The sequence below is a fragment of the Pseudomonas sivasensis genome (genome assembly GCF_021391435.1).
Lineage (GTDB): Bacteria > Pseudomonadota > Gammaproteobacteria > Pseudomonadales > Pseudomonadaceae > Aquipseudomonas > Aquipseudomonas sivasensis.
The window spans coordinates 18,860-33,339 of record NZ_CP090029.1; the positions used below are offsets into that span (position 1 = coordinate 18,860).

Consider the following 14,480-nt stretch of genomic DNA (forward strand, 5'->3'; position numbering starts at 1 on the left):
GAGTAAATCTCGACCATTGGCGCCTGAACCGTTGCCAGGAGGGGCCGACACAACAGCCGACCGCTCGTCGCACAGAATGATTTTCAGCGCCCGCACGCACCGTAAAGTGCACGGCGAAACAATCTGAGGCGCCATCAAAACAGCATTTGAGCCAAAAGCACAGGCAAAAATGGGCTAGTCATTTATCAATCAGAGCACTACGGTAGGACTTTTCCAGACTGCACTCGCAGATGGGCCTTCGATCTGCAAAGGAAACCGAATATGCGCCTCGCTGCCCTACCGCTGTTGCTTGCCCCTCTCTTTATCGCGCCGCTGGCCTCTGCCGCCACCAACCTGAGCGTGTGCACCGAGGCCAGCCCTGAAGGGTTTGATGTGGTGCAATACAACTCGCTGACCACCACCAACGCCTCCGCCGACGTGCTGATGAACCGCCTGGTGGACTTCGATGCCGCCAGCGGCAAGCTGGTGCCAAGTCTGGCGGACAGCTGGGAAGTGTCGCCGGACGGCCTGACCTACACCTTCAAGCTGCACCCGGATGTGAAGTTCCACCGCACCGAGTATTTCACCCCAAGCCGAAGCCTGACCGCCGAAGACGTGCGCTTCAGCTTTGAACGCATGCTCGACCCGGCCAACCCGTGGCACAAGATCGCCCAGAGCGGCTTCCCTCATGCCCAGTCTCTGCAACTGCCAACACTGGTCAAGAAGATCGATGCCCTCGACCCGCTGACGGTGCGCTTCACTCTGGATCATGCCGACTCCACTTTCCTCGCAGCCCTGAGCATGGGCTTTGCCTCGATTTACCCGGCCGAATACGCCGACAAGTTGCTCAAGGCCGGCACGCCGGAGAAACTCAACAGCCAACCGATTGGTACCGGCCCGTTCATTTTCAGCCGTTTCCAGAAAGACGCTGTGGTTCGTTACAAAGCCAACCCGGACTACTTTGGCGGCAAACCGGCTGTGGATAACTTGATCTTCGCCATCACGCCGGATGCCAACGTGCGCCTGCAGAAGCTGCACCGCGATGAGTGCCAGATCGCCCTGTCGCCCAAGCCTCTGGATGTAGGCGAGGCAGAGAAAGACCCAGCCCTCAAGGTGGAAAAGACCGCTGCATTCATGACTGCATTCGTGGCGATCAACAGCCAGCACCCTCCCCTGGATAAACCCGAAGTACGTCAAGCGATCAATCTGGCCTTCGATAAGGCCAGCTACCTCAAAGCCGTATTTGAAGGCACCGCCGAAGCCGCCAACGGCCCTTATCCTCCCAACACCTGGAGCTACGCCAAGGACTTGCCGGGTTATCCACAGGACCTCGCCAAGGCCAAGGCCCTGCTGAATCGCGCCGGGCTCAAGGACGGCTTCAAGACCACCATCTGGACACGTCCCACTGGCAGCCTGCTGAACCCTAACCCAAACCTCGGCGCGCAATTGCTGCAAGCCGACCTGGCCAAAGTCGGCATCCAGGCCGAGATCCGAGTGATCGAATGGGGCGAACTGATTCGCCGCGCCAAAGCCGGCGAGCATGACCTGCTGTTCATGGGCTGGGCCGGCGACAACGGTGACCCGGATAACTTCCTGACCCCGCAGTTTTCCTGCGCAGCAGTGAAGTCAGGCACCAACTTCGCTCGCTACTGCGACCCGGCGCTGGACAAACTGATCAGTGCTGGCAAAACCACCAGCGAGCAAGGGGTGCGCAGCAAGCTGTATCAACAGGCCCAGGCGCAAATCCAGCAGCAGGCGCTGTGGCTGCCACTGGCGCATCCGACGGCGTTCGCCCTCGCGCGCAAGAGTGTCGACGGCTATCAAGTAAGTCCGTTCGGGCGCCAGGATTTCTCGAAGGTCAGCGTCAAGCCCTGAACCGTAACCCCACCTGAAAGGGTGGGGTTACATCCATCCGTATTCCGCCATCGATAACGGATCACCATCTCCCACGATGATGTGATCCAGCACCCGCACATCCACCATCTCCAGCGCTTTTTGCAGGACTTTGGTCAATTTTCGATCAGCTGCACTCGGCTCCACACTTCCCGAAGGATGGTTATGACAAAGGATCAACGCCGCCGCGTTGTAAGCCAACGCGCGCTTGACCACTTGCCGGGGGTACACCACAGCAGCATCGATGGTGCCCTCGGATAACGCCTCGAAGCCCAACACCCGATGCTTTGAATCGAGAAACAGGCAGCCAAAGATCTCGTGGGGCTCATGACGCAACAGCGCCTTGAGGTATCCCCGCACGACTTCCGGACTTTCCAGTGCCGATTCATTGCGCAACTGTTCGGCCATATGCCGCCGGGACATCTCTAGTACCGCCTGCAACTGGGCAAACTTCGCCGGCCCCAAGCCCAGTTGCTGATTGAACAGCGCCTGGCTTGCTTCCAGCAGCGGGCGTAAGCCGCCAAATTGCGCCAGCAGATGGCGCGCCAGGTCCACCGCGCTCCGACCTGCGACACCGGTGCGCAGGAAGATTGCCAGCAGTTCAGCATCCGACAGACTCGCCGCGCCCCACGCCAAAAGCTTCTCCCTGGGCCGCTCTGCCGCCGGCCAATCACGAATACTCATCCCACCTCCCTGTGCATGTGCGCCGCTGTTGCGGGGCAGACGCTGTGTTATCGTAGGCCCTCTTTTTTGCGTGCGATTTCACCTGGGGAGGGGAGATCGCACGCACCACTGAACTGGCTTCACTGAACTGGAAAGGCAAACCAATGCAGCGTCTGTATCGGAAACGCATCGTTCTCGGCGTCGGCGGCGGCATTGCCGCCTACAAGAGCGCAGAGTTGGTTCGCAGGCTCCTGGACCAAGGTGCCGAAGTGCGCGTGGTCATGACCCGTGGCGGGAGCGAGTTCATCACACCCCTGACCATGCAGGCCCTGTCCGGCCACCCGGTTCATCTGGACCTGCTGGACCCGGCGGCCGAAGCCGCCATGGGCCACATCGAACTGGCCAAATGGGCCGACCTGGTGCTGATCGCCCCGGCCACTGCCGACCTGATCGCCCGCCTGGCCCAAGGTATCGCCGATGACCTGCTGACTACCTTGGTACTGGCCACCGACGCCACCGTCGCCATTGCCCCCGCTATGAACCAGGCCATGTGGCGCGATCCGGCCACCCAGGCCAACACCCAACTCCTGCAAAGCCGTGGCCTCAAGGTGTTCGGCCCGGCATCGGGCAGCCAAGCATGTGGCGACGTGGGCATGGGCCGCATGCTCGAAGCCACCGACCTGGCCCTGTGTGCCGCCGAGTGCTTCCAGCACTTGGCCCTGACCGGCAAGCACGTGTTGATCACCGCCGGCCCGACCCAGGAAAACATCGACCCGGTGCGTTACATCACCAACCATAGCTCAGGAAAAATGGGCTTTGCGCTGGCAGAAGCCGCGGTCGAGGCAGGCGCCCGCGTCACGCTGATCACCGGACCGGTACATCTACCGACCCCTGATCGCGTCACGCGAATCGATGTAGTCAGCGCCCGAGACATGCTCGCGGCCTGCGAAGCGGCTATTCCCTGCGACCTTTTTATCGCCTCGGCAGCGGTTGCGGACTACCGCCCGGAAGTCGTCGCCCCGCAAAAGCTCAAGAAAGACCCTACAAGCGGCGACGGCCTGCTCCTGCAAATGGTGCGCAACCCGGACATCCTGGCCACCATCGCCACACGTCCTGACCGCCCGTTCAGCGTCGGCTTCGCCGCCGAGACCGAGCATCTGCTGGACTACGCCGCACGCAAATTGAAAGACAAAAACCTCGACCTGATCGTTGCCAATGATGTCGCCAACCCGAGCATCGGCTTCAACAGCGAGGAAAACGCCTGCAGCGTGATTGACCGCGACCTGCACGCGACCCTTTTCGCCCAGACCAGCAAGGGCAAGATTGCCCGCCAACTGATCTCTTTTATCGCCCAACGGCTGAACCAGGTTTAATTTCCATGCACGCTTTGCAAGCCAAGATCCTCGACCCACGCATCGGCACCGAATTCCCACTGCCGGCCTACGCCACCCCAGGCTCTGCCGGCCTGGACCTGCGTGCCATGCTCAAGCAAGACACCCTGCTTGAGCCGGGACAGACCGTCCTGATCCCTACCGGCCTGTCGATCTACGTGGGCGACCCTGGTCTGGCTGCACTGATCCTGCCGCGCTCCGGCCTGGGCCACAAACACGGCATCGTGCTGGGCAACCTGGTAGGCCTGATCGACTCGGACTACCAAGGCGAGTTGATGGTGTCGTGCTGGAACCGCGGCCAAACCGCATTCAACATCGTGGTCGGCGAGCGCATTGCCCAGCTTGTTCTTGTGCCGGTGGTACAGGCGCACTTCGAACTGGTGCAGGAATTCGACGAAACCCAACGTGGTGCAGGCGGCTTTGGGCATTCAGGCAGTCTCTGACTAAGCTGAACGTGGCCGGGTGCTTTTGCCCGGCCAGACGCCACCGCATGGCTTTTCAGGATGAAGAATGCGCGGAATTTATCAGCGAGATTTCCCTAGCTAAATCAACGTATTACGCAGAAATAAGCCTGGCTTCCAAACGCCGATGGCATTTTTGCACCACGAACTCTCTGCCGAAAACACCGTCATACCCTTCAGTTTGAGCCTGCCGGTCAGCCACTTTAAGGCCAGCCTTGCCCCCTTCAGATGGAGTTTCCCCCCGCGATGAGTACCGCAGCCCGAGTAGCCCCGACATTCCCCGACAGCATCTTTCGCGCCTATGACATCCGTGGCGTGGTGCCCAAGACCCTGACTGCCGAAACGGCCTACTGGATCGGCCGCGCCATCGGCGCCCAGAGCCTGGCTCAGGATGAGCCCAACGTATCGGTCGGCCGTGACGGTCGTTTGTCCGGCCCGGAGCTGGTGGAGCAACTGATCCAGGGCCTGGCCGACGCCGGCTGCCATGTCAGCGACGTCGGCCTGGTACCAACGCCAGCTCTGTACTACGCCGCCAACGTCCTGGCCGGCAAGTCCGGGGTGATGCTCACTGGCAGCCATAACCCATCGGATTACAACGGTTTCAAGATCGTCATCGCTGGCGACACCCTGGCTAACGAACAGATCCAGGCCTTGCATACCCGCCTGAAAACCAACGACCTGACCAGCGGCAAAGGCAGCATCACCAAAGTCGACATCCTGCAGCGCTACTCCGACGAAATCACCCGCGACGTCAAGCTCGCCCGCCGCCTCAAAGTGGTAGTGGACTGCGGCAACGGCGCGGCCGGTGTGATCGCGCCGCAACTGCTCGAAGCCTTGAACTGCGAAGTAATCCCGTTGTTCTGCGAGGTTGACGGCAACTTCCCCAACCACCACCCGGATCCAGGCAAGCCAGAAAATCTGGTGGACCTGATCGCCAAGGTCAAGGAAACCGGCGCCGATGTAGGCCTGGCCTTCGACGGTGACGGTGACCGCGTAGGTGTGGTGACCGAGACCGGCGAGATCGTATTCCCCGACCGCCTGCTGATGCTGTTCGCACGTGACGTAGTGGCGCGCAATCCCAACGCAGAAATCATCTTCGACGTGAAGTGCACCCGCCGCCTCACGCCGCTGATCAAGGAATACGGCGGCCGCCCGCTAATGTGGAAGACCGGTCACTCGTTGATCAAAAAGAAAATGAAGGAAACCGGCGCGCTGTTAGCCGGTGAAATGAGCGGTCACGTGTTCTTCAAAGAGCGCTGGTTCGGTTTTGACGACGGTATCTACAGCGCCGCTCGTCTGCTGGAGATCCTCAGCAAGGAAAAATCCACTGCAGAAGAGCTGTTTCAGACCTTCCCGAATGATATTTCTACGCCAGAGATCAATATCCATGTGACCGAGGAGAGCAAATTCAGCATCATTGACGCACTGCACGACGCGCAATGGGGCGAAGGCGCCAACCTGACCACCATTGATGGTGTGCGAGTCGATTACGCCAAAGGCTGGGGCCTGGTTCGCGCGTCCAACACCACGCCGGTGCTGGTGCTGCGTTTCGAGGCGGATACCGAGGCTGAGTTGCAGCGCATCAAGGACGTGTTCCACGCCCAGTTGAAACGTGTTGCCCCTGATCTCCAATTACCGTTCTGATTTTTTACCGGAGCCCTGAATGACCCTCGAACGCGAAGCCGCTGCCAACACCGCCAAGGTCCTGTCCGAAGCGTTGCCTTACATTCGACGCTACGTCGGCAAGACGCTGGTGATCAAGTACGGCGGCAATGCCATGGAAAGCGAAGAGCTGAAAACCGGCTTTGCCCGCGACATCGTGTTGATGAAAGCCGTGGGGATCAACCCTGTGGTGGTGCACGGTGGCGGCCCGCAAATCGGCGACCTGCTCAAGCGCTTGTCGATCGAGAGTCACTTCATCGATGGCATGCGTGTCACTGACGCGCAGACCATGGACGTGGTGGAGATGGTCCTCGGCGGCCAGGTGAACAAAGACATCGTCAACCTGATCAACCGCCACGGCGGCAGCGCCATCGGCCTGACCGGCAAGGACGCCGAGCTGATCCGCGCGAAAAAACTGACCGTTACCCGTCAGACGCCGGAAATGACCCAGCCGGAAATCATCGATATCGGCCAGGTAGGCGAAGTGATCGGCATCAACACCGACCTGCTGAACCTGCTGGTCAAGGGTGACTTCATCCCGGTGATCGCGCCGATCGGCGTGGGTGCGAACGGTGAGTCCTACAACATCAACGCTGACCTCGTCGCCGGCAAGGTCGCCGAGGCGCTGAAGGCTGAAAAGCTGATGCTGCTGACCAACATCGCCGGCCTGATGGACAAGGAAGGCAAGGTGCTGACCGGCTTGACCACTCAACAGGTAGACGAACTGATCGCCGACGGCACCATCTACGGCGGCATGCTGCCGAAGATCCGTTGCGCGCTGGAAGCAGTGCAAGGCGGCGTTGGCAGCTCGCTGATTCTGGATGGCCGTGTACCGAATGCAATCCTGCTGGAAATCTTTACCGATACAGGTGTGGGTACGCTGATCAGCAACCGCAAGCGCCCTTAAAACGCTGAAAACAAAAAGCCCCGCTCAACTTGGTTGAGCGGGGCTTTTTTATGGTTCGGCGATTACTGAACGCCGAACTGCTCGCGATACGCCTTAACTGCCGGCAAGTGCTGCTTGAGCTGCGGATCATCTTCCAGGAACTGCAACACCTGGTTCAACGAAACGATGCTTACCACCGGAATACCGAAATCACGCTCCACTTCCTGGATCGCCGACAACTCACCGTTGCCGCGCTCCTGGCGGTTCAGCGCGATCAGCACGCCAGCAGCCTTGGCGCCGTCTTGGGAAGCGATAATCTGCATCACTTCACGGATGGCGGTGCCGGCGGTGATTACGTCGTCAATGATCAGCACGTCGCCGGTCAGCGGCGCGCCCACCAGGCTGCCGCCTTCGCCATGAGCCTTGGCTTCCTTGCGGTTGAAGCACCATGGCAGATCGCGCCCATGGTGTTCCGCCAGGGCCACGGCTGTTGCAGCTGCCAGGGGGATACCCTTGTAGGCCGGGCCAAACAGCACGTCGAAGGAAATACCGCTTTCAACAATGGCTGCCGCGTAGAAACGCCCCAACTGAGCCAGGGCCGAACCCGAGTTGAACAAGCCCGCATTGAAGAAGTACGGACTGGTGCGCCCGGACTTGAGGGTGAACTCACCGAAGCGCAAAACCCCGCGATCGATGGCAAAACGAATGAAATCGCGTTGATACGCCTGCATGAAAAAAGCCTCAGATACCACGGATTTAGCTAATTAGGTAGACGGCGTGTATCATACACGCACGCGATTTTTGGGGCCATTTATGCGGATCATCAGTGTGAACGTTAATGGTATTCAGGCTGCAGTCGAGCGTGGTTTGCTCAGTTGGCTGCAAGCTCAGAATGCCGACGTCATCTGCCTGCAGGACACCCGCGCCTCCGCCTTTGAACTGGACGACCCAGCCTTCCAACTGGATGGCTACTTCCTTTATGCCTGCGATGCCGAAGTGCCCACCCAAGGTGGCGTGGCTTTGTACTCGCGGTTGCAACCCAAGGCGGTCATCAGCGGCCTCGGCTTCGAGACAGCCGACCGCTACGGGCGCTACCTGCAAGCCGATTTCGACAAGGTCAGCATCGCGACCTTGCTGCTTCCTTCGGGGCAGAACGGCGATGAAGACTTGAACCAGAAGTTCAAGCTAATGGACGATTTCGCCCGTTATCTGGATAAACAGCGGCGTAAACGTCGCGAGTACATTTACTGTGGCTCGCTGTACGTGGCGCAACAAAAGCTGGATATCAAGAACTGGCGCGACAGCCAGCAATCCCCAGGTTTCCTGGCGCCGGAACGGGCCTGGATGGACGAGATTGTCGGCAACATGGGCTATGTGGATGCCCTTCGTGAAGTCAGCCGCGAAGGCGACCAGTACAGCTGGTGGCCAGACAATGAACAGGCTGAAATGCTCAACCTGGGCTGGCGCTTCGACTACCAGTTGCTGACCCCAGGTCTGCGCCGGTTCGTACGCAGTGCACGTTTGCCGCGCCAGCCGCGTTTCTCGCAGCACGCGCCGCTGATCGTGGACTACGACTGGACACTGACCATCTAAGGTCTTTCTCCAGGCACAAAAAAACCGACATCGCTGTCGGTTTTTTTGTGGGCGATCACTATTTGACCAAACGCCAGGTCCATGGGTATCGGTAGGCTGTGCCGTTGTTGGCTTTAACGCCGCCAATGATCGTCAGCACTAGCGCCGCAACCACGAGCACCAACATCAACACAAAGCCGATCACCACAAACCCCAGCACCATGCAGACCAGCCAGGCGATGGCCACCGTGATCTGGAAATTCAGGGCTTCCTTGCCCTGATCATCGATAAGCGGGTCCATATCCTTCTTGATCTGCCACACGATCAACGGCCCCAACAGGCTGCCAAAGGGGAATACCAACCCCAGAAACGCCGCGAAGTGACACAACATCGCCCATTGGCGAACTTCCTTGGTCGGTGCCGGAACCGGCAATTGACTGTCACTCATGGCGCTTCTCCTTGAAGTCGGCTTAGTCAGCCAGTGCGGCGTTCTGCAGTTCGAAGATCTCGGTCATACCTTTCTGGGCTAGGGCCAGCATGGCGTTCAGCTCGGCCGGCTGGAATGGCGCGCCTTCAGCGGTGCCCTGCACTTCGATGAAACCACCGGTGCTGGTCATCACGACGTTCAGGTCAGTCTCGGCAGCCGAATCTTCCAGATAGTCCAGGTCCAGCACAGGCTCGCCCTGGTACATACCCACCGATACAGCGGCAATCATTTGCTTGAGCGGGTCGCCGCCTTTCAGGCCGCCACGTTTCTTGATCACTTTCAGTGCGTCGACCAAGGCCACCATCGCGCCAGTGATGGATGCAGTGCGGGTGCCGCCATCGGCCTGGATCACGTCGCAGTCGACGTAAAGGGTCACGTCGCCCAGCTTGGACATGTCCAGGGCTGCACGCAGGGAGCGACCGATCAGGCGCTGGATTTCCAGGGTGCGGCCGCCTTGCTTGCCACGGCTGGCTTCACGCTGGTTACGTTCACCGGTGGCGCGCGGCAGCATGCCGTATTCGGCGGTCAACCAACCCTGGCCCTGGCCTTTAAGGAAACGCGGCACGCCATTTTCAACGCTGACGGTGCAGATAACCTTGGTATCGCCAAACTCGACCAGTACAGATCCCTCGGCGTGTTTGGTGTAGTTGCGGGTGATGCGGATCGAGCGGAGCTGATCGGCAACGCGACCACTTGGACGTTTCATAGGGGATACCTGTACTGAGGACGAAAAACTGCCGAGCATTATAGAGCCGCGAGCCGATTCGGGGCACTTCTAAAAATCTGGTTACGAATGGTCAGCCTATCGCCCATTGTTTGGGCGCACTCGCCCCACTGCGCTACAATCCTGCGCCTTCGCAGCCTGTCGGCTTCAATTTACCCATCAGCCCGTGTTTGCGGGACTGCATCGCGAGGTACCTCCATGGTGCACAGCATGACCGCCTTCGCCCGCGTCGAAAAAGCAGGCGCCCAAGGCACCCTGAGCTGGGAACTGCGCTCGGTCAACAGCCGCTACCTGGAGCCGCACCTGCGCCTGCCGGAATCCTTCCGCGACCTCGAAGGCGCCGTGCGTGAGGCTCTGCGCCAGAGCATCTCCCGCGGCAAGCTGGAATGCACCCTGCGCTTTACCGAAGAAACCACCGGCAAGCCGCTGCAGGTAGACCGCGAGCGCGCCGCGCAACTGGTCGCTGCCGCCGAAACCATCGCCGGCCTGATCAAGCAGCCCGCAGCGCTAAACCCTCTGGAAGTGCTGGCTTGGCCCGGCGTGCTGGTGGCCGACGCCTCCGATCCGCAAGCCCTCAATGCCGAAGCCCTCGCCCTGTTTAATCAGGGCTTGAAGGAGCTCAAGGCCGGCCGCGAACGCGAAGGTGCCGAACTGGCACGCCTGATCAACGAGCGCCTGACTTCGATCGAAGCAGACGTGGTCATCTTGCGAGAGCTGGTGCCGCAGATGCTCGCCACCCAACGTCAGAAGGTTCTCGACCGCTTCACCGACATGAAGGCCGACCTCGACCCGACGCGCCTGGAGCAGGAAATGGTCCTGCTGGCCCAAAAGAGCGACGTCGCCGAAGAGCTGGACCGCTTGAGCACCCACATCCTCGAAGTGCGTCGCGTGCTCAAATCCGGCGGCGCCGCCGGTCGGCGCCTGGACTTCCTGATGCAGGAACTCAACCGCGAAGCCAATACACTCGGCTCCAAGGCATTTGACCCGCGCAGCACCACGGCTGCCGTCAACCTCAAAGTGTTGATCGAGCAAATGCGCGAACAAGTACAGAATATTGAGTAAGGCAACCTACATGACCCACAGCACCGGCACCCTTTACATCATTTCCGCCCCTTCGGGCGCGGGCAAGAGCAGCCTGGTCAAGGCCCTGACCGACGCTGACGAGCAGATTCGCATCTCGGTCTCCCACACCACCCGTGCCATGCGCCCGGGCGAGGTGAACGGCGTGCACTACCACTTCGTCGAGCGTACCGAGTTCGTCAAAATGATTGAGCACGGCGACTTCCTGGAGCGTGCCGAAGTGTTCGGCAACCTCTATGGCACTTCGCAGAGCCACCTGCAGCAGACCTTGGACGAAGGCCACGACCTGATCCTGGAAATCGACTGGCAGGGCGCCGAGCAAGTTCGCCAGCTGATGCCCAAGGCACGCTCGATCTTCATCCTGCCGCCGTCGCTCGAAGCCTTGCATCAGCGCCTGACCAATCGTGGTCAGGACAGTGACGAGATCATCGAAGGCCGCATGCGTGAAGCCGTCAGTGAAATGAGTCACTACGTCGACTACGACTACCTGATCATTAACGACGATTTTTCCCACGCACTGGACGACCTGAAGGCGATTTTTCGCACAAATCAGCTCCAGCAAAAGCGTCAACAGCAGCGTTTCGGCAAATTACTGGCCGAACTGCTTGGCTGATTGGGTCTTCCCAAAACGGCTGCAAGGGCTTTACATTGGCCCTTGTAGCGGTTTTGCGAGGGCCTGCGAAAAATCAGCGCTTCCCTAAACGCTGGTGATTTTTTAAACTGCTCAGTCCGCTCGCCCAACCGGGCAGCGCGCATCTTGCATTCGCTCCGAGGAATATCATGGCCCGCGTAACCGTTGAAGACTGCCTAGACCACGTGGCAAACCGCTTTGAGCTGGTCATGCTCTCTACCAAGCGTGCCCGTCAACTGGCCACTGGCGGCAAAGAGCCCCTGGTCCAGTGGGAAAACGACAAACCTACCGTTGTAGCCCTGCGTGAAATCGCTGAAGGCCTGATGAGCTACGAGTTCATCGCCAACGCTGAGATCGTTGAAGACGAACCGCTGTTTGCAGCGTTCGAGGACGAGTCCAACGAGGCCGTCTAAGCCTATGCCTGGTCGACGTAGCACGGCGCGGAGTCACAGCCTTCGGCAGGAGTTCACACTTTGCCGAGCATAGACGCCCTCGCCGATCGCTTATCGACCTACCTCGGCCCCGACCAGGTTAACCTGGTCCGCCGAGCGTATTTCTACGCCGAACAAGCCCACGACGGCCAACGCCGCCGAAGCGGTGAGGCGTACGTCACCCATCCTCTTGCGGTGGCGAATATCCTGGCCGACATGCACATGGACCATCAGAGCCTGATGGCCGCGATGCTGCATGACGTGATCGAAGACACCGGTATTGCCAAGGAAGCGCTCAGCGCGCAATTTGGCGAAACCGTGGCCGAACTGGTCGACGGGGTCAGCAAACTGACCCAGATGAACTTCGAAACCAAGGCTGAAGCCCAGGCGGAAAACTTCCAGAAGATGGCCATGGCCATGGCCCGGGACATCCGGGTGATCTTGGTCAAGCTGGCCGACCGGCTGCACAACATGCGCACGCTGGAAGTGCTGTCCGGCGAAAAACGTCGGCGCATCGCCAAGGAAACCCTGGAAATCTATGCGCCCATCGCCAACCGGCTGGGCATGCACGCCATTCGTATCGAGTTCGAAGACCTAGGCTTCAAGGCCATGCACCCGATGCGTTCGGCGCGCATCTACCAAGCGGTCAAGCGTGCCCGTGGCAACCGCAAGGAAATCGTCAACAAGATCGAAGAGTCGCTAAGCCATTGCCTGGCGATCGACGAAATCGAGGGCGAAGTCAGCGGGCGGCAGAAGCACATCTACGGCATCTACAAGAAGATGCGCGGCAAGCGTAGGGCCTTCAACGAGATAATGGACGTGTACGCGTTCCGGATCATCGTCGACAAGGTTGATACCTGCTACCGCGTTTTGGGCGCTGTACATAATTTGTACAAACCCTTGCCGGGCCGCTTCAAGGACTACATCGCGATTCCCAAGGCCAACGGCTATCAGTCACTGCATACCACGCTGTTCGGTATGCACGGCGTGCCGATAGAAATCCAGATCCGCACCCGCGAAATGGAAGAGATGGCCAACAACGGCATCGCCGCCCACTGGCTGTACAAGTCCAGTGGCGACGAGCAGCCAAAAGGCACCCATGCCCGCGCCCGCCAATGGGTCAAAGGCGTGTTGGAAATGCAGCAACGTGCTGGCAACTCCCTGGAATTCATTGAAAGCGTGAAGATTGACCTGTTCCCGGACGAGGTCTACGTGTTCACGCCCAAAGGCCGGATCATGGAGCTGCCCAAAGGCTCCACGGCGGTCGACTTCGCTTACGCAGTGCATACCGACGTGGGCAACAGCTGCATCGCCTGCCGGATCAACCGTCGCCTTGCCCCGCTGTCCGAGCCGCTGCAAAGCGGCTCAACCGTGGAGATTGTCAGCGCGCCTGGCGCACGCCCGAACCCGGCGTGGCTCAACTTCGTGGTCACCGGCAAGGCGCGTACGCACATCCGTCACGCCCTCAAACTGCAGCGCCGCTCCGAGTCCATCAGCCTCGGCGAACGCCTACTGAACAAGGTGCTCAACGGTTTCGACAGTGCTCTGGATAAGATCCCGCAGGAGCGTGTGCAAGCGATGCTCCACGAGTATCGCCAGGAAACCGTCGAAGACTTACTGGAAGATATCGGCCTGGGCAACCGCATGGCTTATGTGGTCGCCCGCCGCCTGCTTGGCGAAGGCGAGCAATTGCCAAGCCCCGAAGGCCCACTGGCAATTCGCGGCACCGAGGGCCTGGTACTCAGCTACGCCAAGTGCTGCACGCCGATCCCGGGCGACCCTATTGTCGGCCACCTGTCCGCAGGCAAAGGCATGGTCGTGCACCTGGACAACTGCCGCAACATCACCGAAATACGCCACAACCCGGAAAAATGCATCCAGCTCTCGTGGGCCAAGGATGTCACCGGCGAATTCAACGTTGAGCTGCGGGTGGAGCTGGAACACCAGCGCGGCCTGATCGCCTTGCTGGCCAGCAGCGTCAACGCGGCCGACGGCAATATCGAGAAAATCAGCATGGACGAACGCGATGGTCGCATCAGCGTTGTCCAACTGGTGGTCAGCGTGCACGACCGCGTGCACCTGGCCCGCGTGATCAAGAAGCTGCGTGCCTTGACCGGCGTGATCCGCATCACCCGCATGCGCGCATAGCTGTTCAGATAAGTCATCGCCCCATTACAAGGAGTCATTCATGACCAAGACTGTTATCACCAGCGACAAGGCCCCGGCCGCCATCGGTACTTACTCCCAGGCAATCAAGGCGGGCAACACTGTCTACATGTCCGGCCAGATCCCCCTGGACCCGAAGACCATGGAACTGGTGGAAGGCTTCGAAGCACAGACCGTGCAAGTTTTCGAGAACCTCAAGTCCGTCGCCGAAGCTGCCGGCGGTTCGTTCAAGGACATCGTCAAGCTGAACATCTTTCTTACCGACCTGAGCCATTTCGCCAAGGTCAACGAGATCATGGGCAAGTACTTCGAACAGCCTTACCCAGCCCGCGCCGCCATCGGCGTTGCTGCTCTGCCAAAGGGCGCGCAGGTTGAGATGGACGCGATTCTGGTCATCGAGTAAAACACCCGGCGCAGCCCTCACAGGCCGCGCCGACTTCGTTTTAAAAGGATT

The 14,480-nt window shown here is 59.8% G+C and carries 14 protein-coding genes and 1 pseudogene; 11 read left to right on the forward strand and 4 right to left on the reverse strand.

Annotated elements, in window-relative coordinates:
* Positions 1-261 precede the first annotated feature (261 nt).
* On the forward strand, positions 262-1,854 hold the full coding sequence (locus tag LRO94_RS00100; protein ID WP_032884399.1) for an ABC transporter substrate-binding protein: 1,593 nt from the start codon (positions 262-264) through the stop codon (positions 1,852-1,854).
* A gap of 27 nt (positions 1,855-1,881) precedes the next feature.
* Here the strand turns inward: LRO94_RS00100 and radC are convergent, their stop codons facing one another.
* On the reverse strand, positions 1,882-2,556 hold the full coding sequence (radC, locus tag LRO94_RS00105) for a RadC family protein (RefSeq protein ID WP_032884400.1): 675 nt from the start codon (positions 2,554-2,556) through the stop codon (positions 1,882-1,884).
* 143 nt (positions 2,557-2,699) lie between these two features.
* On the opposite strand from radC, the gene coaBC reads away from it, so the two are divergent.
* The 4 genes and pseudogenes from coaBC to argB all read left to right on the forward strand — a co-directional run bounded on the left by coaBC (position 2,700) and on the right by argB (position 6,956).
* The gene (coaBC, locus tag LRO94_RS00110; RefSeq protein ID WP_016970585.1) at positions 2,700-3,908 is read left to right on the forward strand and encodes a bifunctional phosphopantothenoylcysteine decarboxylase/phosphopantothenate--cysteine ligase CoaBC; all 1,209 of its coding nucleotides are present in this window, start codon (positions 2,700-2,702) and stop codon (positions 3,906-3,908) included.
* Positions 3,909-3,913: 5 nt separating this feature from the next.
* Entirely contained in the window at positions 3,914-4,369 is a 456-nt protein-coding gene (gene dut / locus LRO94_RS00115; protein ID WP_032884403.1) for a dUTP diphosphatase, read from the forward strand.
* A 240-nt stretch (positions 4,370-4,609) separates the two neighbouring features.
* Positions 4,610-6,031, forward strand: a pseudogene (locus LRO94_RS00120) (phosphomannomutase/phosphoglucomutase); the annotation flags it as partial.
* A 19-nt stretch (positions 6,032-6,050) separates the two neighbouring features.
* Positions 6,051-6,956, forward strand: coding sequence for an acetylglutamate kinase (gene argB / locus LRO94_RS00125; protein WP_017735763.1), 906 nt, complete (start codon positions 6,051-6,053; stop codon positions 6,954-6,956).
* A gap of 62 nt (positions 6,957-7,018) precedes the next feature.
* On the opposite strand, the gene pyrE is transcribed toward argB, so the two are convergent.
* On the reverse strand, positions 7,019-7,666 hold the full coding sequence (pyrE, locus tag LRO94_RS00130) for an orotate phosphoribosyltransferase (RefSeq protein ID WP_027608288.1): 648 nt from the start codon (positions 7,664-7,666) through the stop codon (positions 7,019-7,021).
* An 82-nt stretch (positions 7,667-7,748) separates the two neighbouring features.
* Here pyrE and LRO94_RS00135 point away from each other — a divergent pair, with 82 nt between their 5' ends.
* A complete protein-coding gene (locus tag LRO94_RS00135) occupies positions 7,749-8,528 on the forward strand; it encodes an exodeoxyribonuclease III (RefSeq protein WP_003195493.1) in 780 nt (259 codons plus the stop codon).
* Between the two features lie 58 nt (positions 8,529-8,586).
* On the opposite strand, the gene LRO94_RS00140 is transcribed toward LRO94_RS00135, so the two are convergent.
* Entirely contained in the window at positions 8,587-8,955 is a 369-nt protein-coding gene (locus tag LRO94_RS00140) for a DUF4870 domain-containing protein (RefSeq protein ID WP_032884406.1), read from the reverse strand.
* 22 nt (positions 8,956-8,977) lie between these two features.
* The gene (rph, locus tag LRO94_RS00145; protein ID WP_017735760.1) at positions 8,978-9,700 is read right to left on the reverse strand and encodes a ribonuclease PH; all 723 of its coding nucleotides are present in this window, start codon (positions 9,698-9,700) and stop codon (positions 8,978-8,980) included.
* A 216-nt stretch (positions 9,701-9,916) separates the two neighbouring features.
* Between rph and LRO94_RS00150 the strand changes: the two genes are divergently transcribed.
* The 5 genes from LRO94_RS00150 to LRO94_RS00170 all read left to right on the forward strand — a co-directional run bounded on the left by LRO94_RS00150 (position 9,917) and on the right by LRO94_RS00170 (position 14,429).
* Positions 9,917-10,780, forward strand: a complete 864-nt coding sequence (locus LRO94_RS00150) for a YicC/YloC family endoribonuclease (RefSeq protein ID WP_032884408.1) — start codon at positions 9,917-9,919, stop codon at positions 10,778-10,780.
* A 10-nt stretch (positions 10,781-10,790) separates the two neighbouring features.
* Positions 10,791-11,411 carry a guanylate kinase gene (gmk, locus tag LRO94_RS00155; RefSeq protein ID WP_032884410.1) on the forward strand — a complete coding sequence of 207 codons (621 nt, stop codon included), beginning with the start codon at positions 10,791-10,793 and terminating at the stop codon, positions 11,409-11,411.
* 167 nt (positions 11,412-11,578) lie between these two features.
* Positions 11,579-11,842, forward strand: a complete 264-nt coding sequence (gene rpoZ / locus LRO94_RS00160; RefSeq protein WP_017735757.1) for a DNA-directed RNA polymerase subunit omega — start codon at positions 11,579-11,581, stop codon at positions 11,840-11,842.
* Positions 11,843-11,902: 60 nt separating this feature from the next.
* On the forward strand, positions 11,903-14,008 hold the full coding sequence (spoT, locus tag LRO94_RS00165; protein WP_032884411.1) for a bifunctional GTP diphosphokinase/guanosine-3',5'-bis pyrophosphate 3'-pyrophosphohydrolase: 2,106 nt from the start codon (positions 11,903-11,905) through the stop codon (positions 14,006-14,008).
* A gap of 40 nt (positions 14,009-14,048) precedes the next feature.
* Positions 14,049-14,429 carry a RidA family protein gene (locus tag LRO94_RS00170; RefSeq protein WP_003176922.1) on the forward strand — a complete coding sequence of 127 codons (381 nt, stop codon included), beginning with the start codon at positions 14,049-14,051 and terminating at the stop codon, positions 14,427-14,429.
* Positions 14,430-14,480: the final 51 nt, after the last annotated feature.